This is a genomic window from Vibrio sp. SCSIO 43155 (assembly GCF_023716605.1).
Classification (GTDB): Bacteria; Pseudomonadota; Gammaproteobacteria; order Enterobacterales; family Vibrionaceae; genus Vibrio; species Vibrio harveyi.
The window spans coordinates 3,512,423-3,534,408 of the sequence record NZ_CP071852.1 but is presented as its reverse complement, the minus strand read 5'-3'; the positions used below and the strand labels follow the sequence as shown (position 1 = coordinate 3,534,408).

The window sequence follows — 21,986 nt, the reverse complement described above, 5'->3', positions numbered from 1 at the left end:
CCCCAAATTGGAGCCCAGTGAGGCTCTATAGCGCTTAAAAATATTTTTTTGAGGTCAACTTAGGGGTATGAATAAGAAACTTGTTGTCGAAGCATTGGTTGAGGATTTAACAGAAAAAACTGATGTTTAGGGCTTGATTCTGATTTGTATTTAACCGAAAAATGGTTGTAATCTGACTCCGGAAATGGATAATTCCGCGACCGTAACTTGATGAGTTTTTGGCTAAAACTCAGCTTTACAATACGCGTCGCCATCAATAACTACTACAATTATCAAACGGAGTCTTCCTATGAAGGGGCTAGCTATGAGTGTATTAATGTCTGCTCTGTCTTCAGGAGCTTTTGCTTCTGTACCGCAAGCAACACACACACTTCTTGCGGACTTTGGTGCAGTATGTGAAAGCGAGGTTCGTTGTTCTCTGATCGATAGTAAAAAACTTAATGAGTTACTTGAACAGAGTGCAGCCGTTTCACTTGTTCTTAATGAACAGGTTGCGAACCTGCAAAAAGCATATTTTGAAATTCTTGACATGGAAAATCCTGAAGAGGCATTTGATGTTCCTCTTGGTATGATGGATGGTCTTGAAATGATGGTTCGTGGTCTAGAGGAAATGGGTAAAAAACACTATGCTGAACGTCAGGTTCAGTTCGCCCTAGACCCTAACGGTAAAGAGGTCATCGAGGCTACTAGAGATGTTCTAGTGGGTATCGTTCGCTTACGTACTGCTATTTATGATTTAAATGGTCTGGCCAGACAGTGTATGTCTGATGATATTTGGAACGAAACTAACTTCGAACCAACTGAAGAATTTTTTGTTGCTATGCATCAAGCTACTAACACCGCTTTAGAAATTCATTAAGGCGGAGAGTTAGTGTGCCAGCGAAAATTACCTTTCACTCAAGAGTACTTCAAGAACTTCAGCAGATGGGCTTTTCTAAAGATGAGCTAGAGGCTGATCTATTGAAGTACTTCGATAGAATCGCAACACCTTGGTATCTTGGTCGTGATGCTCGAATGGACAGGCCTGACTCAGCAATTAAAGCAGAGTTATGGCACATGCATTTGTTTACTCCATTCAAGAAAGACGGTTCAGCTAGAACTGAACGTGAATGGAAATTTGAACGAGGAGGACGCCCTCTTCGCCAATATTACCGAACTAGTGACCGATGGCTAATTTACACCAGAGGTTTAATGGATTCTGAGCACTACTGCGTAGTCGGTATTGCAGATCCTACGGCACATAAGTCTTGTAATAGTCCTGCTTACATGGATAAGTTTGTGCAAGCAGCAGAAGATTTCAAGAACAAGCACTAAAGATAAACAAAGCCAGCCTCATGCTGGCTTTTTCATTGTTCCTCCCCCCAACTCGCAAACTTAATTAGTATCAAAAAACACTCGTTAAATGATACTAGATAACCTACACCCCTATTGGTATCATAAAACTAGCATTGACAATAAATGATACCGTCTGTATTGTGATACTACATTTTTGATACTAGTAATGAGATAAACAATGACTACTGGACGCATCTTTGCTTACTGTCGAGTTTCTACAATAGAGCAGACAACAGAAAACCAAATCCTAGCTATACGTAATGCTGGATATGAAGTGCAAGATAACAGAGTCATCTCTGAGACGGTATCTGGCAGTGTGCTCGCTATGGAAAGAAAAGAGTTTCGAGCATTGGTGGATCATAAGCTGGAGGCAAAGGATATGCTTGTAGTTCTAAAGCTTGATCGTTTAGGTCGAGACAATATTGATGTTCAGCAGACTATAGAGTTATTGAAAAGCAAAGGGGTCAATGTTGTTTCACTAGACTTACCTGTTTCGGATCTGGGAAGCTCTGAAGGCAAGTTGATGCTTCAGATGTTTTCTGCTTTTGCTGAGTTTGAAAGAAATCGCATTAGAGAACGAACGCAAGAGGGGTTAAACAGAGCCAAAGCTCAAGGTAAGAAGCTTGGTAGACCAGCGGCAAAAGAAACAACGACAAACGTATTGAAGTGTAAATCTGAAGGATTATCTCAGAGTGAAGTAGCTCAAAAGCTGGGGTTGGGTATAGCAACGGTTAAGCGTCACTGGAATAAAGTCGTTCCGATATTGTGACCTAAATAATAGTATCAATATGATCATGATTGATTAAGAAAGGATGCTCATATAGCCTCTGAAACAAATTATTATTTCAGAGGCTTAATACTATGCGTTTAGACGCTATCTTTTTCGATTTGGACGACACATTAGTAGCAACATCTAGCTTGGCTGATTACAGAACGTCCCGTGATATTCAAGGCTTAGAAGAGAACATTCACAATTCTAAGATCTACAAGCCCGTCAAATGGATGTTGGAGAAAATTAAGGAAAAAGGCATTCCTCTAGCATTGGTAACTAACTCTCCCCGTTGGTATACAGAAAGAGTGCTAAAACATCATGATATAGACATGTTTGATGTTACTGTTTGCTACGATGAGGTTGGTGCTGGTGGTATTAAACCATCAACTAAAGGTATTGACCTTGCCTTAGAAAAGCTTGGCTTAACTAGCCACTCTAAAGTTATCTATGTGGGTGATCAAGATACTGACTTTGTAGCGGCGTATACCGCAGGTATCAAGCCAATCGCACCTTCTTGGGCGAACAAAAATCCAATTGCTCAAATTCCGGCAGCGATACTTAACTCCGAGCATTTGGTGGACTTCCTCGATGATTATGATGAGATTTCTTTGATTGCTGACAGAACGGCATTGAAAAGAGCTTTTGATTTTCCGAAAAAACAGCTTAACTTTCTGCCGCTTAGCGTAAAAGGAGAGCTTGTTCCACTTAAGAAAGAGGATATAAAGCTAATCTCTTTCGGGCGCTATTTTAGTCAAAGTAATACGCTCACAGCTCAGCTACATGAAAATCATCAACTATCTAAAGATATCTACGCTAAAGAACTGTCAAAGTCATACACAATCCCGCAGTACTATGTAAATTTGCTTTCTAGAGTTGTCGAAACACTGCCTACGTTCGTGTTTGGAGATGAAGCGAGTCATTTTGACTTTGTGACAGTTATTCCTGCGAAAAAAGGCAAAAACCCTAGACTTGAAAATATGCTTGCTCGTATTAAAGGAGAAGCGAACTCTAAGTCTGAATTTATCCCTGATTTATTCGAATTCTCGGCTGGGGCTGAAAGCTTGAAAACCCTTGGTGGTAAAGATCGTCGTCTTGCTGAATTGCAAGATCATATGACGGTTAAACCAAAGTACCTAGAAAAGGTAAAAGGTGCTACGGTCTTGGTGTTAGATGATGTAATTACAACGGGAGCAACTTTTGCTCATGCTTTTGACATTCTGGATACTGCCGGAGCTTCATTAACGTTTGGTGCATGTTTAGCCAAAACGGTTAGTATCAGGGAAGATGCAAAAGTATGTCCTAAATGTGGACGTTTAATGAGAGTTACTCCGAACAAAAAAGATGGGATTCACTTTTACGGGTGTACAGGGTTCTTTGAGACAACCAATAAATGCACCTATTCTGAAAACATTAAAGTTAAAGAATGTCCTTCCTGTGGAAATGATGTGGTGAAAAAAAAGAATCGCAAAGAAGGGACTTACTTCCTGGCATGTCTCGGATATAGTAAGACACCTCAATGTCACTATACTGAAAATTTGGAAGAAGTATGACCTCGGCTTATACAGAATCATTGCTTGCCTATAGATACCTAAAAGGTGTTGGCAAGAAGTATTTAAATGAGCTAGCTATTTCAGTGGAAACTACAAAACAGTCAATTGATAGCTGTTTTGAGTCAGGGCGTTTTGGTGGAGTCTTTTCAAAAGAAGATATAGAAGAGGCTTTTTCCAAAGCTAGAGAGCAAATTGATATCTCAACTTCTTTTGGGCATTTCATCATATCTAGATTGGACCCTGAGTATCCTCAATCTTTAAAGGCGGTGTCAGATGCACCGCCGATCTTGTTCTGTTCTGGAAATATTCATCTTCTAAAAAAGGAATGCATCACAGTAATTGGTACTAGGGAGCCGACCGAGCATGGAGTTGTAATCGCTGATAGAGTAACGCAATGGTTCTCAGATAATGGGTGGGTTATAGCCAGTGGGCTAGCGAAAGGCGTTGATACCATAGCTCATGAATCATGTTTAAGAGCTGGGGGCGAAACAATCGCTGTTCTAGCACATGGACTAGAAAAGGTGTATCCAGCACAAAACAAAGAGCTTGCTAGTGAGATCGTAAAAAGTAATGGTTTATTAATTACTGAATACAACTATAACTCTTTTGTTGGTAGATCTAACTTTGTTGAGCGTGACAGAATTCAAGCTGCATTAGCTAAAGCCGTCGTTCTTGTTCAGTCTGATTTGGTCGGTGGTAGCCTTCACGCATCACGAGCGATTATTGAGTACGGACGATTCTTAGTTGTTGTTGGGCAGTCGAATAGAGATATTACTTTAAGAGAAAGTAAAATTTCAGCCAATATGCACTTAATTATGGGGTCTTTGGAGGACAAGCAGAAGCTGCTAAAAGCAAAAGACTTAAACACGGATAGTGTTCTACTGTTACGTGACAAGAGTTACTTTTCAGAAGTAGACCAAATAGTCAGAGCTGTGGACTTCAGTTGCCCTCAAGTCGATATAAATTCAAACATTAAGCTCTTTTGATTGTGATGTTAAAGGCGGCAGTAACTCCTGCCGCACTCGAATCATACAGCTCACAAGATCAATCTGTCATTTCCCCTATATAAGTCTGTTTATATAGACCCTATTAGTGCCAGTCTCACCTTCAACTTTCCTTGAAAACCTTATACTAATAGCAACCATTTATCGGAGCTATTAGAGCTATTACATCTTGATACTACAATTGAGATTCACTAGTTTCACCAAACTATTAACTCAAATCACTTTTTGAACCTGTAATGAAAAAGACCAAGTTCGTTGAGATCCCTGACCTTATCCTAGAACAACTGAAGTCTACTCTGGACAAGGAGTATGACTCACTAGCTATTGAATATCTTGAATTTATAGAAAAGTTAGGAAGGCAGACTGTTCTGAGCACAGAACTACCAGAGGGCATTAAAATTGAAAGGGTACGCTTGGTGCTTAGACCATTCCTACAAGCGTATAGGCTGAAGCTAGGTTATAGGAGCACTGCACAGAAGACGGTTTTATGGGGGTTCCTCAAGAAGTACTAACATTATGATATTGTTGGCTCTTGAGTTCCCCAAGATAAATGAACTCTTATACTAGTAGATATATGCACACAAAAAACTTTCATGAATATATGTAAGTATATGAAACAGTTAGGCTAAATCTTATATTAAGGATGCTTTTTATAGGTTTTGCTTAGTGGTAGATTGCGATTAGTTCATTCAGAGCTAGGAGGGCACTTTGAACAACGCATACCACCGGTTTATAAGGCTTCCCAAGGAAGTTGTAAACGTTACACTCTTTGACCTCAAAAGAGCCAATTACGTAGACGCTCTAGATGTCTTTGAGTTTCTAACAAATCTTACCCACCACAACTCTTTCCAATCCAAAATGATTTACCAGAACGAGCTTCTTGGTATCCAGAGGCGCCTGAATAAAGTTCTCTTACTCCATGGCTACAAACTGAAGTCTAAGCAAGTACCTATCGGTGTTCAACGAGCACATAAAGTAGGTGCTTCCGAACGACGATGGGGCTTTGAAAGAGTTACTACAAGGCAGGTTGTCAACCAACTTATTGAGCGCTCTAGCTACGGTCAGTTAGTAGCGGAGGAAAGAAGAGAACAAAAAGCAAAGGTATACCACCAAGTTGTTAAGCGTGTTTTGAACATGACTGTGGATGAATCGATGCTTAATGATTTTGGAAAAGAGCTCGATAGCTTCGATATCGATATTTTGAGTCCCATTGCGGTAAAAGGTGACTTTCTATGCTCTTAAAAAGAAAAACCGCCTCATTGAGACGGTAATTTTTAGCTCGATGGAAACGAGCGTAATCAGCAAAAACATTATATGGACATTAAACAGAAACTAAAGGCTTCTGTTGATTACTGGCTTCAAACGATAGATTACGGTGAGACTCTGATGGCTTTCACTGTTCGTATAGAGCCATATACATATCAATCAGCAGTCAACTCAGGTAATCCTATCGATTATCTAGCCAAGAATCTCAAGCGCCATTTGAGAAAAGCTGGTATAGACACCGAGGATTTGTGGTTCTCTCTAGAGTTGAAGAAAACAAGTAACTCATTCAATCCACATATACATGGCGGAATCCGGATCAGAGAAGGTCAGGAACACTCATTGTCGTTAGCATTACAAAACTCTCTTGGTGAGGTGAGCAAGAGGAGTGCAGCACGGAAGGTTAATACTACGGTTATGTATTCTTCCGACTGGGTTTCTTATGTTATGAAAAGCATCCAAAAGACCGAAAAAGTGATTGGCAGAACTCCTGTATTTATGACTAATTATTTTCGTAATTTTCTCTCACAAACATTCGGTAACCTCTTATACTAGCAAAACGCTCGGAGCCCTTGGTATCACTGGTTTCGGGCGTTTTTAGAAAGAATTTGTCTAGTTATACTAATAATCCTATCTATAAACCCTATTAAAAGGCAAAAAATCAGCCCTGTAATACCTTAGGTCTGTGGACTACAGGGCTAATGAAAAGACCTACAATCAAAACAACCCGACACCAAAGAGATTCAATCCTATGATGCTCGACCTTTTAATGCTCACAAGGACATAAAATGAAAAGTATCTTAATTGGTTTGATTGGCGCGGTCGCTCTAACGGGTTGCGTTCACCCTCAGGTAGAAAAACATCGCAATGACTCATCAAAGCCTATCGTCATAACTAACTATTTCCAAATTCCGCCGAATACAGCGGGAGGCGTGAACCTATCGGTAACTGCATACAATATGGTTGATAAGCAGATTAAGTATTTTGATTTCTGGACGAATCACTATGACCGTGTGGGGGAGCGACAGCGCGATACTATCACTGGGCAATACTCTAAAGGTTATCGCTTTACAGGGCCTTTTAGTAAAGAGCAGGTTCTTAACGGTAGGTTTGGACCTTCTTTCTATAACTTTGGAGCGGACTGTATGACCTTAACCAAGGTTATCATTACTTACATGGATAACAGCACACTAGAGCTAGTTGGTAAGAGTCTTGATGAAGTTGTTGTGTTAGGTGGCGTTAAATGCCGGAACCTGAGAAGTTAACTGCTCAATTCTCAATGTGCTGAATAACACACAGCACTACAGATATGTATAGCGCTACTGAAAAGCTCTCAAATGATCTCTGAGAGCTTTTTTGTATCTAAAGCTATATACACTCAAATTTCTCTAAAAAGCGTCTCAGGGGATCGCTCAGATCGATTTAAAGCACATTCTGATAATAGTGCACTTCTCAAAATGAGAGTTTAGATATTGAAAGCGGGAATTCTTAAGTCTGCGGTTTAGATTGTTTTGTTAATGACGTAAGTGTAAGGAAGTAAAAAGAAAATAAGTCACTACTGACTGAACTGAGCACGGTTTGTACTGTAATGATCAATTACTGATCAGTCAGTTATTAGAAGAGTAGATCTTGATTGATCATTGAGTTGAATCTGTAGATAGTCCCGCGTGATGCTGATGTATTTCATTTTCAGCAGATACAAAAAAACCCGCTAGTGAGGCGGGTTTCCTGTCACAAGAAAGAGCGGCAACTCGTTCTTGTGGGTTGGTAACAGAAAGCACCTGTCACCAGTTGCTCAGCGTGATCGATACTGAACGTGTCGATTAAATCACTGATGAGCTATGGATGGCAATAAATTGTTCTTATCATAAGAACTAAGTGATTAATTAGTGATCGAAGCAGTTCAAGAAAAACCTCAAGTACGCCACCACAATCAACTAATTAAGCATCTATCTAAGATTGCTCCTGTAGGAAAGCAAGAGCGCACTGCTATTGAAGTCGCAATTCGAATTGCTAAGTTCTTCAACCCATCAAAGGGATGTGCTTACCCGTCTACCCAACGCATAGCTGCGGAAATGGGAATCCATCGAAACACTGTTACCAATGCGACCAAGCTATTGGTGCAAGTAGGCTTGCTATCTAAAACAGACTCAAACAAGCAGACCAAGCGAGAGCTGAGAAACGGTGATATTGATATCAAGGGTGCTAAGTTCCAGAACAACCGCTACTCGTTCAATTTCGAGCTTATCAAGCAACTTGCTTTCCAGTCGTTAAAGTCATTTTTGTGCACGCAGAAACCCTCAAAATTGTGCACTAACAGTTCTTCTACGAAGAACAGATCTAAAAACACAGACAACGCACAGCGTTGCAATTCAGTTTTTGATTTAGTTCTAAGAGCTATTAGGCAAGAACAATTGTACATACAGAAGCGCAGAGAAGCTCACAGGCAAGAAGCTATTGCTCAGAAGCAAAAGAAGTTGGTAACTCCCGTTGTTCAAACAAGGGAGCAGTATCAAGCTCAATTCAAGCGAGAAGACGAACTAACAAAAGCTCACCAGCAAGTGTTAGAGATAAATGCATCAGCGTTGAGCTTTTCAGATGGATTCTTTGCTTGGATTGGTGAGACCCCAGAAACTCTTAAACGAACCGGTCTTAAAGCAATACGCTACCGAACTCTCAAAAATGCTATTCAGATAAGAGTCTCAAAGATTTTCAGTGAGTGTGGTGACACTCAATATACATTTGTTCAAGAGCGTTTGTTTAATTGGGGTGATACCAGTTACAGTCAGCTTTTTCTTGGTCCTCCAGGTACAGGTAAAACCATGTTGGCATCACGGCTATGTGATTTATTGCCAGAGATGAGCGATGAAGAAGCCATGGAAACCGCTTCTGTGGCGTCGCTGACTCAAAGTGAAATCAATGAACACAATTGGAAGACGCGACCGTTCCGCGCTCCGCACCATTCCAGCTCAATGGCTGCTTTAGTTGGAGGTGGCTCAGTACCAAGACCGGGCGAGATATCTCTAGCCCATAATGGGTTGTTGTTTTTAGATGAGATGCCGGAGTTTGACCGTAAGGTGCTCGATTCTTTGCGAGAGCCTTTAGAGTCAGGAGAAATTATTATCTCTAGAGCACAAGGTAAAACGCGCTTTCCTGCTCGATTCCAATTGGTTGGTGCATTAAACCCCAGTCCGACAGGATATTATGAAGAAAATCAAGCACGGACGAATCCACAAGCTATTTTGCGCTACCTTGGACGTTTATCAGGTCCGCTTCTAGATCGTTTTGACATGTCGCTGGAAATTCCTGCTCTGCCGAAAGGCACATTATCTGAAGGGGGCGATCGAGGGGAACCAACAGCGGCGGTCAAGGAACGAGTAAATCAAGCACGCAATGATATGCTCAATCGCAGCGGTAAGGTTAATGCACTGTTGGGCAGTCGAGAAATTGAAGCGTTTTGCCCGCTACAAAAAAGCGATGCCGAGTTTCTAGAGAACGCTTTGCACCGCTTGGGATTGTCGATTCGCGCGTATCACCGCATCATCAAAGTTGCGCGTACTATCGCTGATCTGGAAGGTTCACCACAAATTGAACGAACTCACCTTGCAGAAGCATTGGGGTATCGAGCGATGGATAGATTACTCAAACAGTTGACGGCGCAGGCAGTATAAATTTAAGCCTGCTTTCGGTTGCGTTTATCTTGGTAGAGTGCTTGGTCTGCATGCTCGATACATTGCTCAAGATTCTCTTGGCACTCCACCAAGCCAAAACTGAATGAGATACCATGTAGATGGATATCATTTTCTACAAATTGGCGAATATTCAACAGGATGTCTTGAGCACTGGATAATGGCATGCAATCAAATAGGATGACAAACTCATCACCACCAACTCGGTAGAGCGTGCCATTCTCTCCCAGTTTTTGCATCATTAAGGTGGCAAAGTCGATCAGTACTTTATCTCCAATAGCATGACCATAAGTGTCGTTAACTTGCTTGAATTTATCCAAATCAAGATAAGCCACAACGCAGCAGTCACAGCCCTTTTGTATGGCTGACATCAACGCTTTTTTATTTAATGCACCTGTTAGGTGATCGTAATGTAGGCTTTGTTTTAGCTGGTTTTGTTCTTCGATACGCGCTGTTATATCCCATGCCATCAATACGATATGACGCTCACCATTAACTTCGGTAAGGTAGCGCATCGATTCAAAGTGGTGATTTTGAAAGGTTTCAATATCCACTCGCATCGGGGCTTTGCTGTCGATCAAAGCTTGGTCGTTGCGTTTGCATTGAAGTAACAGATCTCGTAGGTCTTCGTTATCACAATCTGTGATCATGTTGTCTAAGCTGATGCCGAGAATGTCTTCTTCGAAGAAAGCACGGTAGCGCTGGTTGAGGGCGACATGTTCACCTGTCTCTTTTCGCACAGCGATAAAACCCGGAAAGTTCTTGGAAAGAACGCTCATTAAGTTTTGTTCGGAAGCGTATTGAGGATCGATGTGCATGTATGGCTCTCGCAAATAATAAATAGGGCGCATATTATCCACAAGAGCGTTCGATTGGCTATTGTTTGAGCAATGAATTGTTTTTATTGTGACGATCAGTCCATTTTATACTCGCAGCAAATGGATCCCATTTACTGCGAGTATCGATCTTAGAAGTTGTAGTTCATACCAACTGAAACTAAATATTCTTTCTCATCGTAGAAAGTGATATTCGAACCGGTATTGCTGTAGCCAGCCAGAGAAATGAACGACCAGTTTTGCCAATCGAATACATTTTCGTATTCGTATGCCGCAAACAGACTTAATGTGTCGTCGCTACGTGTTTTACCAAACGTGTTGCTTGCTGATTGGTAGTCTTTCATTGTGTAGCCAGCGGTTAAGGCAAAGCGGTGACGGTTCATAAATTGGAACCAGCTTAAGTCTAAACCATATGAATCAAATGACTCGGCATCACCAACGGCATCTTGATTAATGTAGGTTAAAGCAGGTTGTAGCATTGATGTGCGACTCAACGGGATACGATAATCGCCTTTTACGTAATATACTTTCGCATCACGGGCTAAAGTGCGGTCAGTGACTTCATCTTTTTCCACATCTTTGTCTGCGTATGCCAAATCAAGGTTAAAGTTGTCATCTAAGAAGCGTTTGATTTGGAAGCGGTACGCGTTGCCACCTTCGTCAGTGGTTTGTCTTGCAGAGCCTGTTTTATATGGGTTGCGCCACGTTTCACCTTTTAAAACGGTAGGAAGGTAAGAGACATCTAATATTGTGCCTGATGGCAATTGGTACTGATATCCTAACTGGAACGCTAAAGTACCCACTGCAATATCGGCACGCGTAGTACCAACGTATACTTGCTGGTTGAGTTTGCTACCAAATGTATAAGCGATGTTGCCTAATGGCGCAGCAATAAAGGAGCTATCACTCTCAGCGCTTTGATCGAGAGAGTTGATGGTGCTGCTATTATCGGTATTGAAATGAGATTCTGATGAAACGAAGCCTGCATTGAGCGAAATTTCACCGCTAAAACCTGCTGTTTCAGCAAGTTGAGCCTGAGCTGTACTGACGATAAGAGCCAAAGGCAGTAAGGTTAGCCTTGGATTCATTCGCTTTCTCCTTGTTTGTCGAATGAAGAATGTTAGTTGAGCGTTGGTCCGGTTTTACAGTGAAACAAATCTGACCATTATTACAAATATTCCAATGTGGCAACGGATTCGTATAATTACACGCTGTTTTATTGTTCACGTACACTAGTTACTGATTGGTTACCATGTTGGCATATTTGTTACTCATTTTTAACGCTTCTTTTGTGATTATAAATTCTGCGATTTGTTCCATCGCTATTTGTATCATTGCCATTTTTAAGCTTTTGCTTCCAACAGCAAAGCTCAAAGCCAAGGGTACCGAAGCTGCAAACAAAATGATGTGGGTTTGGGCTACAGTCAATGCAGGCATCCTTGCTTTGTTTAATCGCGTTGAATGGGATGTTCAAGGCGGAGAAAACTTAAAGAAAGATGGTTGGTACCTACTGATCAGTAATCATCTTAGTTGGACTGATATTGTTGTACTGTGCTGCGTATTTAAAGATCGCATCCCTATGCCTAAATTTTTCCTAAAACAACAGCTACTTTACGTGCCTTTTATTGGTATGGCTTGTTGGGCATTAGATATGCCATTTATGCGTCGCTATTCTCGTGAATATCTGCTCCGTAATCCACATAAACGTGGACAAGATTTGCAAACGACGCGCCGCTCTTGCGCCAAGTTTAAACATACACCAACTACAGTAGTGAATTACGTGGAAGGAACGCGTTTTACACAAGAGAAGCAGCGTAAAAGTCGAGCGGGTTATCAATATTTGTTGCAGCCAAAATCAGGTGGTATTGCTTATACGTTAGCGGCAATGGGTGAGCAATTTGAGAACATCATTGATGTGACCTTGGCATATCCAGAGAATACGGAGAAGCCATTTAAAGATATTCTTATGGGGCGTATGACCAAGATTGTCGTGCGTGTGAAAGTGCTTCCTGTCGACGAACGTGTATTGGGCGATTATTTTAATGACAAGCCGTATAAACGCCAATTCCAACAATGGCTTGGTGATGTTTGGCAGGAGAAAGATCAACTGCTGCAAGAAATACACAAATAAAAATACACAAATAAAGAAGGGGAGCACATTGCTCCCCTTTCTTGTTTTTGCACAGATTACTTAAGCGTTAGCAAGTAGTTTACTAGTGCAAAGTACTCGTCCATTGACTTAATGCCTTGCGCTTGAACTAGGTACTTATTGTTAACGATAACTGCAGGAACGCCTGTTAGACCGCTGTTTTCAAATTGCTTGTCCATACGGCGAACCATTGAATCGACTGCGAAACCTTTGAATGCTGCGTCGAATTTTTTCGCGTCCACACCTTCGTCTAGGAAGATTTGACGAATTTCAGCATCGTCACGTGGTGGCTTACGCATGTTGTGGATACGATTAAACATCACAGGCACCATCTTATCTTCTACTTTTAGAGCAACCATGGTCGCGTATGCTTTGCTCATTGAAGGCCCCATGTTTCCGCCCATGAAGGATACGTGGTTCTTCTGTAGTTTTACGCCTTCAGGTAGCTTTTGTTTCAGCTGCTGAATGATAGGCTCGAATGAATGACAGTGTGGGCAGTAGAAAGAGAAGAACTCAGTCACTACAGGCTTTTTCGATGCCTCTAGATCCAATACTTTGTAATGTTCACCTTCTTTGAATTGCGCTGCATGTGCCGACAGGCTTAGCATCAGCATAGAAAACAGTGCGAACAGCTTTTTCATTTAAATATCTCCATTTTGAATTGTTCGGCCTGACTTACCATTGAGGCATTAAAGACAGTGGTGCTTCTTCTAAGTTGGCAATCTGCTCTTTAAATGCAAGGACCTGACCTTCCCAGTATTTTGGCTCATTGAACCATGGAAAAGCGAGCGGAAATGCCGGGTCATGCCAACGTTTTGCTAGCCATGCCATATAGTGCACCATTCGTAGACCGCGAAGTGGTTCGATTAGTTTCAATTCTGCCGAGTTAAAGTCACAAAACTCCTGATAAGCTTCTAAGACGATATCCAACTGCATTAGTTTATCTTGGCGCTCACCATTGAGTAGCATCCATAAGTCTTGCACTGCTGGACCATTACGTGAGTCATCCAAATCGACAAACATGGGACCATCGCGCCATAAGATGTTGCCCGGATGGCAATCTCCGTGTAGGCGAATGGTATTGAAACCATCCTGCCAGTGGCTTTCAATCGATTTGATTAACATGTCTAAATCGTTGAAGAAGCTGTTCTCTAAATGCATTGGGATCATGTTAGCGTTTTGCAGAACCTTTCTTGGCTGATAAAGATATTCTTGCAAGCCAATCGTTGGGCGATGCTGGAAGGCTTGGCGGCTGCCTACTTTGTGGATGCGCCCTAAAAAACGACCCACACCTTCTAGCTGATCTAAGTTGTCGACTTCATATTGACGACCTCCCACACTCTCAAACAAAGCAAAGCCGTAGCCTTGGTAATGGTGTAGGGTGTGTCCGTTGATGCGCACGGGTGGAGCAACTGGGATTTCGTTGTCGATCAATTCAAGGGTGAAGTCATGTTCTTCTTGAATTTGTTCATTGCTCCAGCGCTCTGGACGGTAGAACTTCACCACATAGCGCTTGCGTTCTTCATCGGTGAACTGGTAAACGCGGTTTTCGTAGCTGTTGAGAGCGAGAAATCCAGATTCCGCTCGAATACCGATGCTCTCTAACGCGTACCACATAAAGTCTGGCGTGAGGGCATCAAAGTTGAAGGTGCCTTGGGACATATAAATAAAAAGGCTCATTGCTGAGCCTTTTTCCATTAATCATCGAAGTTATAGCTTCTTGATAAATCGACTTTCCACTTCGATAGTGAATTCGTTGCTCTTATCGGTGAGTATAAACTGAATTGTTGTGATCGCAGAGTTTAGCTTGTCAGGATCTGCGCCAAGGCTCATTGGTAAGTTTAATACTTCTCCTGGTTCAACTTGAATGGTTTGTTTGCCATACCAGCTGACATCACTCAAACCTTCGACGTTCAAGTCGTACTCTTGAACTTGTTGGGTCTTGTTGATCACTTTTAAGGTATAGGTGTTTTCTACTTCGCCAGAGCTGTTAACGCGGAACAATTGGTTACGGTCACGCAGCACGCTCATGCCTGCTGGATCAACCGATGCCACTTGTAAGAAGAATAAGCCAATCATAACCAACAGTACCGCTCCATAACCAAGCAGCTTTGGACGCATGACCTTGGTACTCTTACCTGAGAGTCGATGCTCTGTGGTGTAGTTGATCAGACCTTTCTCGTAACCCATGCGCTCCATGGTGTTGTCACATGCATCAATACACGCGCCACAGTTGATACACTCATACTGCAAGCCATCCCGGATATCGATACCAGTCGGACATACCTGAACACACAGATCACAATCGATACAGTCACCTAAACCAAGTTGCTTTGGATCGGCTTTGCGTGAACGAGGACCACGTTTTTCACCACGTTTGGTGTCGTAACCCACGATGAAGGTGTCTTTATCGAACATAGCCGATTGGAAACGCGCATAAGGGCACATGTGAATACACATAATAGAGCGCATCCAGCCAGCGTTACCGTAAGTACAAATAGCAAAAAACATTACCCAAAATACGGGCCAAAAGTTGGCATTAAAGGTGAAAAAGTCGACGACTAATTGCTTCATGGGTACGAAATAGCCAACAAAGGTAAAGCCTGTCGCAAGAGCTATCGCAAACCACGCAATGTGTTTGAGGGTTTTGCGCATGGCTAAATTTGCAGTCAGCTTATTGGAGTCCTGCTTTCGGCGTTTATTTGCACTGCCTTCGAGCTTCTCTTCAAACCAAATATAGATGAAGGTCCACACGGTTTGCGGGCACAAGTAGCCACACCAAACCCGCCCCAAGAAGGTGGTGATAAAGAACAGCCCAAACGCTGCTATTACAAACAGCAGTGCGAGTAGGGTAAGGTCTTGTGGATACAGCGTTGTGCCGAAAAAGTTGAACTGCTGGTTACCGATGTCCAGCAAAATGGCTTGGCGCTCGCCGTAAGGAATCCATGGTACCAATGCAAACAGCAACAATAAAAACCAACCGCCGTAGCGACGGAGTTTCTGAAAGGTGCCTTTACTTTCTCGAACATAGATTCGATTACTTGGGTTGAAACGATCCCCTTTCCCTTTGTGGGTTTTCGGGTTAAAGGTTTTTGGAGTCACATCTTTGATATCAATCTTATCCTGACTCATGCACACATCCTTCTTTAGGCTTTTTATAATGTACGGCGACATTTCTAGTGATGTCGCTCGATGACATTGCTGCTTCGTCCATACCATGATTCATGGCTGAACATAATTATTTTAGTAAATACTGATGAACGGCGATTATACAATCAATAACAATTCCGTTTCTTTAACGCAGTCAACGTTTAACAACAAAAGTCAGTACAGTTAACCTGATAAATGACTGAACAGTTATAACCACCTTTTTAAACTGTTTGATTTAGTTATAAAAAAAGCGACTCAAATGAGTCGCTTATCAATACTTGGGTGTGAGCGGTTTACTTGATGATACCGCGTGCGCGTAGGATTGCTGTCTTGAAATCATCTTCTTGGTCTTTCTTAAGACCTGGGATCATTTCATCTTTGCCGCTGTTGCGCATTTTTAGGTGGTAGATCAACACGTCGTCGGTGAGATCTTCCAGTTTGCCTTCATAGCCAGCTTCATTTGCTAGCTTTAGGATGAACTGCAGCAGGTTCATTTCTTGGTCTTTATGCCACTCAGGCTCTAGAAGCTCAAGCAACTCTTCAATACGATGACACTTCATTTCTTTCTCCACAGAATTTATAGGTGTTATTTGCTACTAAAGGTATCAAATTGCTTGGCGAACACCAAATAGGAAAGGTAGGGGAGCAAAGAAAAAAGCGCGGTGATTGCCGCGCTTTTTAATTAAGCTGCTTTGATAACTTTGTTTGGAACACTTGGCATAACCGCTGTCTTCTCAACCAGAGTCATTGCTGGCGCAACTTGTTTTGCCTTTGGCGCAGTAGTGAAACCACTGCGACGGCGCATTGCACTACGATTAGTATGTGCGAACCTGACTGTTGTTGGGCGCATTTAGATACCTAACTGTCAGGCATATCCATTGCCGATGTAATGGCCTGATTCATTATGAGTTGAGCTTCAACTGCTTGAAGGGTGGCTCTTCTGGCTCTCGCCAATCCAAATAATGCATCAGGAATAACGATATGCATGCATATCATGTATAGGTTAGCACTCCTGCTATAATTGGTCGATAGTTGAGCAGTTGAATTGTATGGATTTTATGGTTTTCTGTGCGAAATCGAGACGAAAATTTGTTTTGATCCCATGATCAGCAGTAGTAGTATGAGATCTCTACGAAGGAGGTGCATATGTCATTTTTGAAGAAGACACTTGCGAGTTTTGGGATCGGCAGTGCTAAGGTCGATTCGATCCTAAACCAAGATGTACTGTATCCCGGTCAGAGCGTTGATGTTTCTATCCACGTGTATGGCGGAGCGACTGAACAAGCGATCGACAACATCGATCTGAAGCTTTGTTGCCGTTACATTGCAGAAGCGCCTGATGATCGCGGAGCTCGCGAAGGACACAGCATGCGTCGGGTACCGCAAACGCATGTGCTTGCTAAGTGGAACCTCCCATACGCATTTACTATCCATCCCGGCGAAGACCGTACTTTTGAGGTTAAACTCGATGTGCCTTGGAATACGCCTGTGACCATTGGTGATGCCAAAGTTTGGCTAGAGACCGGCCTAGACGTTGCGATGGCGCTCGACCCTACCGACAAAGACATTCTTACTGTTAGACCTGACCCACTTATGGATGCCATTTTGTCTGCTTTTGAATCGCAAGGTTTGCGTATCCGCCAAGTCGAGTGTGAAGAAGTGAAAGGCTTTGATTTGCCATTCGTGCAAGAGTTTGAAATGGTGCCAACCGATGGACCATATCATGGCGTATGGCGTGAATTAGAGTTTGTTGCTCATCGCGACGAGCAGGCTCTTAAACTTTGGTTTGAAGTTGACCGTACACGAAGTGGGGCGAGTGGCATGTTGGCGAGCCTACTAGGCAGCGGCAAACTTAAACGAGAACTGAGCATTCCAGTTAGCACCCAATTAGAAGATGTAGGTCCGCTGGTACTGAGTTACCTTGAGCAAACCACTGCTGCCCACGAGTCATAATTTAAGCTTACACGTGTAAGCTTAATGTGCCATACTAGAGTGAATATTCGAAACTCTAGTATAGGCGCGTTCATGTCCTCACCACAGAAAGCACAATACAGTCAGGGCGAAGAGCTAGCCAACTCGATCACTCATGGTATTGGGATGATTTTTGGCATCGTTGGTTTGGTGTTGCTTTTAATCAAGGCGATCGACCACCAAGCGGATACGTTGACCATTACCAGCATGGCAATATACGGCTCTAGTATGATTGTCCTGTTTCTGGCATCCACGCTCTACCACGCCATTCCGTACCCCAAAGCTAAACGTTGGCTGAAAACCTTCGATCACTGCGCCATCTATCTTTTGATTGCAGGCAGCTACACGCCGTTTTTATTGGTGAGTCTGCGTACTCCATTAGCGATTGGGCTGATGATTGTGATTTGGACCATTGCGCTGATTGGTATCATCATGAAGGTTGCATTTGTATATCGATTCAAGAAGCTGTCTTTGATGACGTATCTGGTGATGGGGTGGTTGTCGCTGATTGTGATTTATCAGTTGGCGATTAATTTAGATATTGGTGGCTTGACACTATTAGCGGCGGGTGGATTGGTGTATTCAATTGGGGTGATTTTCTACGTAGCGAAACGAATCCCATTTAATCACGCAATTTGGCACGGCTTTGTTTTGGCGGGGTGTGTATGCCATTTCTTCGCTATTTACTACTTTGTCGAGCCTATCTAGTTGATAGAAATAGACTCGACTAAGCATATTTTATTGTATTAGCGGGTCTTCACTTCTAATACTTCTGCCGAGAACTGGTATTGCTGCGACTGCGGTACTGCCAGCTTGATTGCTTTACCTTGCTCAGCTTGTTGCGGACGTAGGTAAGTGTCTGCCATACGTTTGATGGATTGCCAAACTGTGACGCTTTCTTTCGCCAACGGTTTACCAGACATATCGAATACCTGTACTTCCACTTCAACCTGAATCACCGATTGTGAGCTTTGATTGGTTACTGAGGTCGGTAGGACCAGTTCACCGTCTTCATAACGCGCTGAACCAATCAACACATCCACACCAGAGTCGGACAGCTGCATTGTCGGCTTCTTCGCATTCACGACTATGGTTGTGCCCACTTTTTTGTTTACGACTGGAATTGTTGCAATCTCAGGTGCTTTAGTGGTTTGCGTGGTGACTGCTTCTACGGCTGTTGTTGATGCAACAACAGCAGCCGCCTCTACCGCCTCAACTTTTTCTAATGTGTTTTCAGACGCTGCTTTCTTCACGACGTACTCCCATGTGAAGTCGTCATTCAATTTTACTTCGCGCCCATCTGCTAGCTTCACGACTTCAGCTGCGTAAACGGATGAAGAGGCGAGTAGGGTCGCCAGAGTGATCCATGTTTTCATTGTTATACCTTTTATTTGAGTCTGTTTAACGGCGCCAAAACGCAGGGAAGAACAGTACAAGAATAGTCAGAATTTCCAAACGCCCCATTAACATACCAAAGCTTAATAACCATTTTGCAGTGTCAGGCAGTGGGGCAAAGTTACCCGTTGGTCCAATGATGTCACCCATCCCCGGTCCCACGTTTGCAACTGCGGTAATCGACCCCGAAATACTGGTGACTGGATCAAGGCCGAGAGCACTTAAACAACCAGCAATGAAGATGATGGTGATGAAAAACATCAAACCAAACGCCACCACAGAGCGAACAATATCATCGTTTACAGGGCGTTGATTGTAGCGCTGAACAAAAACACCTGAAGGGTGAATAAGCTTCATGATTTGCTTGTTGAGTAGTGTCATCGCGATCTGAAAACGGAAGATTTTAATCCCGCCTGAGGTGGAGCCTGAACATGCGCCTGCCATCATCAAGAAAGCAAACAATGTCGATGGCAATGCGCCCCAAGCTGTGAAATCTTCCAGGCCAAAACCCGTCGTGGTGACCACTGAAACAATATTGAACATTGAAACTCGCAGTGCATCCAAAATGGTGTAGCCATCACGAAGTACCAACCAAGCGGCGACCACTAAGCTTGAGAACAAAAATAGGTAAGCAAAGCCGCGAACTTGGGCGTCTTTCATCAAGACATCGATACTGCGCTTACGTAATGCCGCTACGAACAGTAGGAATGGCAAACCACCGAGGAACATAAAGGTGGTCGCAACCCAATGAGCACCGTTGGAGAAATGGTTCATCGAACCGTCTGATGTCGAGTAACCGCCGGTGGATAGAGTCGTGAATGCGTGGTTGATTGCTTCAAACAGGTTCATGCCAGTTAACAAGTATCCCACGATACACAAGCCTGTCAGCATCAAATACACCAATACGATGTTCTTCGCGACAGTCTTAGCTCTTGGGCTGCTTTTGTCTGACCAATCGGAGGATTCGGTTTGGAATAGCTTCATACCACCAACGTTAAGCATCGGTAGGATAGCTACTGCCATCACGATAAAGCCAATACCACCCAGCCATTGCAAGATAGAACGCCACAGTAAGATGCTTGGCGCCATGTTGTCTAAGCCACTAAGTACGGTCGAACCCGTAGTCGTGATACCTGACATGGTTTCGAAGTAGGCGTCGGTAAAGCTGATATGGTTGATAAAGACAAATGGCAGGGCGGCAAACGCACTGGCGATAGTCCATACCAAACTGGTGATGAGAAACATATCACGCACGCTGAGTTTGAATTTGGCGGTTCGACCAATCGTTAAACAGATAAAAGCGGCGAGATGAGTGATCACTACGGCCTGGGCGAAGTCGAGGAACCCGCCCGTACCGGTGAAAAACGCGACCAAAGTCGGCACGTACATAAAAAGGGCTAGTTTGGATAAAACCAGCCCGATAACAAACAGTACGGGACGTAAGTTGACCATAGGAAAATCCTAGAGGAAGAATGGACTCGGCTGGAACAGCGCTTCGACGTCTGGTACGTACTTTTTGTCGACCAGGAACATCACGACGTGGTCATCTTGTTCGATGACAGTACGATCATGTGCGATAAGAACTTCTTCGCCACGAACGATAGCACCAATGGTGGTTCCTGGTGGGAGTTTGATATCGCCAATCGCGCGACCCACCACTTTGGATGTAGTTTCGTCACCGTGCGCAACGGCTTCGATTGCTTCGGCTGCGCCACGACGCAGTGAAGAAACGTTCACGATGTCAGCACGGCGAACGTGCGTTAGTAGAGCAGAAATCGTTGCTTGCTGTGGTGAGATTGCCACATCAATCACGCCGCCTTGTACAAGGTCGACATAAGCGCCGCGTTGGATTAGCACCATCACTTTCTTTGCGCCCATGCGTTTTGCCAACATCGCTGACATGATGTTGGTCTCATCTTCGTTAGTCAGCGCGATGAACACGTCTACTTGGTCAATGTTTTCTTCAGTCAGCAGTTCTTGATCTGCCGCATCGCCACAGAAGACGATGGTATTTTCTAGTTGCTCGGACAGCTTTTCTGCACGCTGATAGTTACGTTCGATCAGCTTCACGCTGTAAGTTTGTTCAAGGCGTTTGGCTAAACTTGCACCGATGTTACCACCGCCAACAATCATGATGCGGCGGTAAGGTTTCTCAAGTCGCTGAAGCTCACTCATTACCGAGCGAATGTGGTTACTTGCTGCAACGAAGAACACCTCATCATCAGCTTCAATGATGGTAGTGCCTTGTGGACGAATAGGACGACCCTGACGGAAAATCGCAGCAACACGAGTATCGATGTGTGGCATGTGCTCACGCAGGGCAGACAGAGCGTTGCCCACAAGCGGACCACCGTAATAGGCTTTAACGGCTACTAGGCTGACTTTCTGCTCGGCAAAGCTTACCACTTGCAGTGCGCCTGGGTATTGGATGAGGCGCTCGATGTAGCTCGTTACCAGCTCTTCTGGTGCGATAAGGTGATCGACAGGAATGGCACCAGACTTAAATAGGGCTTCTTTTTCTGCCAGATACTCTGGAGAACGAATACGTGCAACACGGTTTGGGGTATTGAACAGAGTGAACGCAACTTGACAGGCTGCCATGTTGGTCTCATCGGTGTTGGTTACTGCGACAAGCATATCGGCGTCTTGCGCACCGGCTTCGTGCAGAACATCTGGGTGGCTTGCGTGACCGTTGACCACTCGTAGGTCGTATTTGTCTTGTAACTCACGCAGTCGGTCGCCATTTTTGTCGACGATGGTGATGTCGTTGTTCTCACCAACTAGGTTTTCCGCCAGTGTGCCGCCAACCTGACCAGCACCAAGAATAATGATCTTCATACTCTTTACTCGTTATCTGAAAAAGGCGATTGAA

Annotated in this window: 22 protein-coding genes and 2 pseudogenes; 14 read left to right on the top strand and 10 right to left on the bottom strand. The window is 43.5% G+C overall.

The annotated features are described in order from the left end of the window. The first annotated feature begins 304 nt into the window (after positions 1-304). The 11 genes and pseudogenes from J4N44_RS16830 to J4N44_RS16780 all read left to right on the top strand — a co-directional run. A complete protein-coding gene (locus tag J4N44_RS16830) occupies positions 305-859 on the top strand; it encodes a hypothetical protein (protein WP_005378966.1) in 555 nt (184 codons plus the stop codon). Positions 860-873: 14 nt separating this feature from the next. Beyond that, a complete protein-coding gene (locus J4N44_RS16825; protein WP_005378967.1) occupies positions 874-1,314 on the top strand; it encodes a type II toxin-antitoxin system YafO family toxin in 441 nt (146 codons plus the stop codon). Positions 1,315-1,513: 199 nt separating this feature from the next. Further along, a complete protein-coding gene (locus J4N44_RS16820) occupies positions 1,514-2,104 on the top strand; it encodes a recombinase family protein (RefSeq protein WP_005378968.1) in 591 nt (196 codons plus the stop codon). Positions 2,105-2,196: 92 nt separating this feature from the next. Beyond that, positions 2,197-3,657, top strand: coding sequence for an HAD-IA family hydrolase (locus tag J4N44_RS16815; RefSeq protein WP_005378969.1), 1,461 nt, complete (start codon positions 2,197-2,199; stop codon positions 3,655-3,657). Then, positions 3,654-4,643 carry a DNA-processing protein DprA gene (locus J4N44_RS16810; RefSeq protein WP_005378970.1) on the top strand — a complete coding sequence of 330 codons (990 nt, stop codon included), beginning with the start codon at positions 3,654-3,656 and terminating at the stop codon, positions 4,641-4,643. Before J4N44_RS16815 ends, J4N44_RS16810 begins: the two co-directional genes overlap by 4 nt. A 254-nt stretch (positions 4,644-4,897) precedes the next feature. Then, on the top strand, positions 4,898-5,173 hold the full coding sequence (locus J4N44_RS16805; RefSeq protein ID WP_252044694.1) for a hypothetical protein: 276 nt from the start codon (positions 4,898-4,900) through the stop codon (positions 5,171-5,173). A gap of 196 nt (positions 5,174-5,369) precedes the next feature. Further along, complete coding sequence (locus J4N44_RS16800) at positions 5,370-5,903, top strand: hypothetical protein (RefSeq protein WP_005378972.1); 534 nt, start codon at positions 5,370-5,372, stop codon at positions 5,901-5,903. A gap of 72 nt (positions 5,904-5,975) precedes the next feature. Next, positions 5,976-6,479, top strand: coding sequence for a hypothetical protein (locus J4N44_RS16795; protein ID WP_005378973.1), 504 nt, complete (start codon positions 5,976-5,978; stop codon positions 6,477-6,479). Between the two features lie 233 nt (positions 6,480-6,712). Then, positions 6,713-7,189, top strand: a complete 477-nt coding sequence (locus J4N44_RS16790; RefSeq protein ID WP_005378976.1) for a putative periplasmic lipoprotein — start codon at positions 6,713-6,715, stop codon at positions 7,187-7,189. 624 nt (positions 7,190-7,813) lie between these two features. Further along, a pseudogene (locus J4N44_RS16785) lies at positions 7,814-8,050 on the top strand (helix-turn-helix domain-containing protein); the annotation flags it as partial. A 651-nt stretch (positions 8,051-8,701) separates the two neighbouring features. Beyond that, positions 8,702-9,595, top strand: a pseudogene (locus tag J4N44_RS16780) (YifB family Mg chelatase-like AAA ATPase); the annotation flags it as partial. Between the two features lie 2 nt (positions 9,596-9,597). Here J4N44_RS16780 and J4N44_RS16775 read toward each other — a convergent pair. Both J4N44_RS16775 and J4N44_RS16770 read right to left on the bottom strand, forming a co-directional pair. After that, complete coding sequence (locus J4N44_RS16775; protein WP_252044692.1) at positions 9,598-10,431, bottom strand: sensor domain-containing diguanylate cyclase; 834 nt, start codon at positions 10,429-10,431, stop codon at positions 9,598-9,600. Between the two features lie 149 nt (positions 10,432-10,580). After that, a complete protein-coding gene (locus J4N44_RS16770; protein WP_252044690.1) occupies positions 10,581-11,537 on the bottom strand; it encodes a DUF2860 domain-containing protein in 957 nt (318 codons plus the stop codon). A 164-nt stretch (positions 11,538-11,701) separates the two neighbouring features. Here J4N44_RS16770 and yihG point away from each other — a divergent pair, with 164 nt between their 5' ends. Next, a complete protein-coding gene (gene yihG, locus J4N44_RS16765; RefSeq protein WP_017818137.1) occupies positions 11,702-12,580 on the top strand; it encodes a 1-acylglycerol-3-phosphate O-acyltransferase, YihG family in 879 nt (292 codons plus the stop codon). A gap of 56 nt (positions 12,581-12,636) precedes the next feature. On the opposite strand, the gene J4N44_RS16760 is transcribed toward yihG, so the two are convergent. The 5 genes from J4N44_RS16760 to J4N44_RS16740 all read right to left on the bottom strand — a co-directional run bounded on the left by J4N44_RS16760 (position 12,637) and on the right by J4N44_RS16740 (position 16,598). Next, the gene (locus J4N44_RS16760) at positions 12,637-13,239 is read right to left on the bottom strand and encodes a thiol:disulfide interchange protein DsbA/DsbL (RefSeq protein ID WP_005451000.1); all 603 of its coding nucleotides are present in this window, start codon (positions 13,237-13,239) and stop codon (positions 12,637-12,639) included. 34 nt (positions 13,240-13,273) lie between these two features. Further along, positions 13,274-14,260: a serine/threonine protein kinase gene (locus J4N44_RS16755; protein ID WP_026000386.1), complete on the bottom strand. Its 987-nt coding sequence runs from the start codon at positions 14,258-14,260 to the stop codon at positions 13,274-13,276. 48 nt (positions 14,261-14,308) lie between these two features. Then, positions 14,309-15,730 (bottom strand): cytochrome c oxidase accessory protein CcoG, encoded by a 1,422-nt coding sequence (gene ccoG / locus J4N44_RS16750; protein ID WP_005450996.1) that lies wholly within the window; start codon positions 15,728-15,730, stop codon positions 14,309-14,311. A gap of 311 nt (positions 15,731-16,041) precedes the next feature. Next, positions 16,042-16,308, bottom strand: a complete 267-nt coding sequence (locus J4N44_RS16745; RefSeq protein WP_005450994.1) for a YihD family protein — start codon at positions 16,306-16,308, stop codon at positions 16,042-16,044. Between the two features lie 122 nt (positions 16,309-16,430). Continuing rightward, entirely contained in the window at positions 16,431-16,598 is a 168-nt protein-coding gene (locus tag J4N44_RS16740) for a hypothetical protein (protein WP_005450993.1), read from the bottom strand. A 296-nt stretch (positions 16,599-16,894) separates the two neighbouring features. On the opposite strand from J4N44_RS16740, the gene J4N44_RS16735 reads away from it, so the two are divergent. Together J4N44_RS16735 and trhA are read left to right on the top strand one after the other, a co-directional pair. Continuing rightward, positions 16,895-17,701, top strand: coding sequence for a sporulation protein (locus J4N44_RS16735; protein ID WP_005450989.1), 807 nt, complete (start codon positions 16,895-16,897; stop codon positions 17,699-17,701). A gap of 72 nt (positions 17,702-17,773) precedes the next feature. Continuing rightward, the gene (gene trhA / locus J4N44_RS16730) at positions 17,774-18,427 is read left to right on the top strand and encodes a PAQR family membrane homeostasis protein TrhA (protein WP_005450987.1); all 654 of its coding nucleotides are present in this window, start codon (positions 17,774-17,776) and stop codon (positions 18,425-18,427) included. Between the two features lie 38 nt (positions 18,428-18,465). Here the strand turns inward: trhA and J4N44_RS16725 are convergent, their stop codons facing one another. From J4N44_RS16725 to trkA, 3 genes are read right to left on the bottom strand one after another with little or no spacing between them, the layout of a single operon-like run. Next, entirely contained in the window at positions 18,466-19,095 is a 630-nt protein-coding gene (locus tag J4N44_RS16725) for a DUF3157 family protein (protein WP_252044688.1), read from the bottom strand. A 25-nt stretch (positions 19,096-19,120) separates the two neighbouring features. Then, entirely contained in the window at positions 19,121-20,566 is a 1,446-nt protein-coding gene (locus J4N44_RS16720; RefSeq protein WP_005450983.1) for a TrkH family potassium uptake protein, read from the bottom strand. A gap of 9 nt (positions 20,567-20,575) precedes the next feature. Next, complete coding sequence (trkA, locus tag J4N44_RS16715; protein WP_005429806.1) at positions 20,576-21,952, bottom strand: Trk system potassium transporter TrkA; 1,377 nt, start codon at positions 21,950-21,952, stop codon at positions 20,576-20,578. Positions 21,953-21,986: the final 34 nt, after the last annotated feature.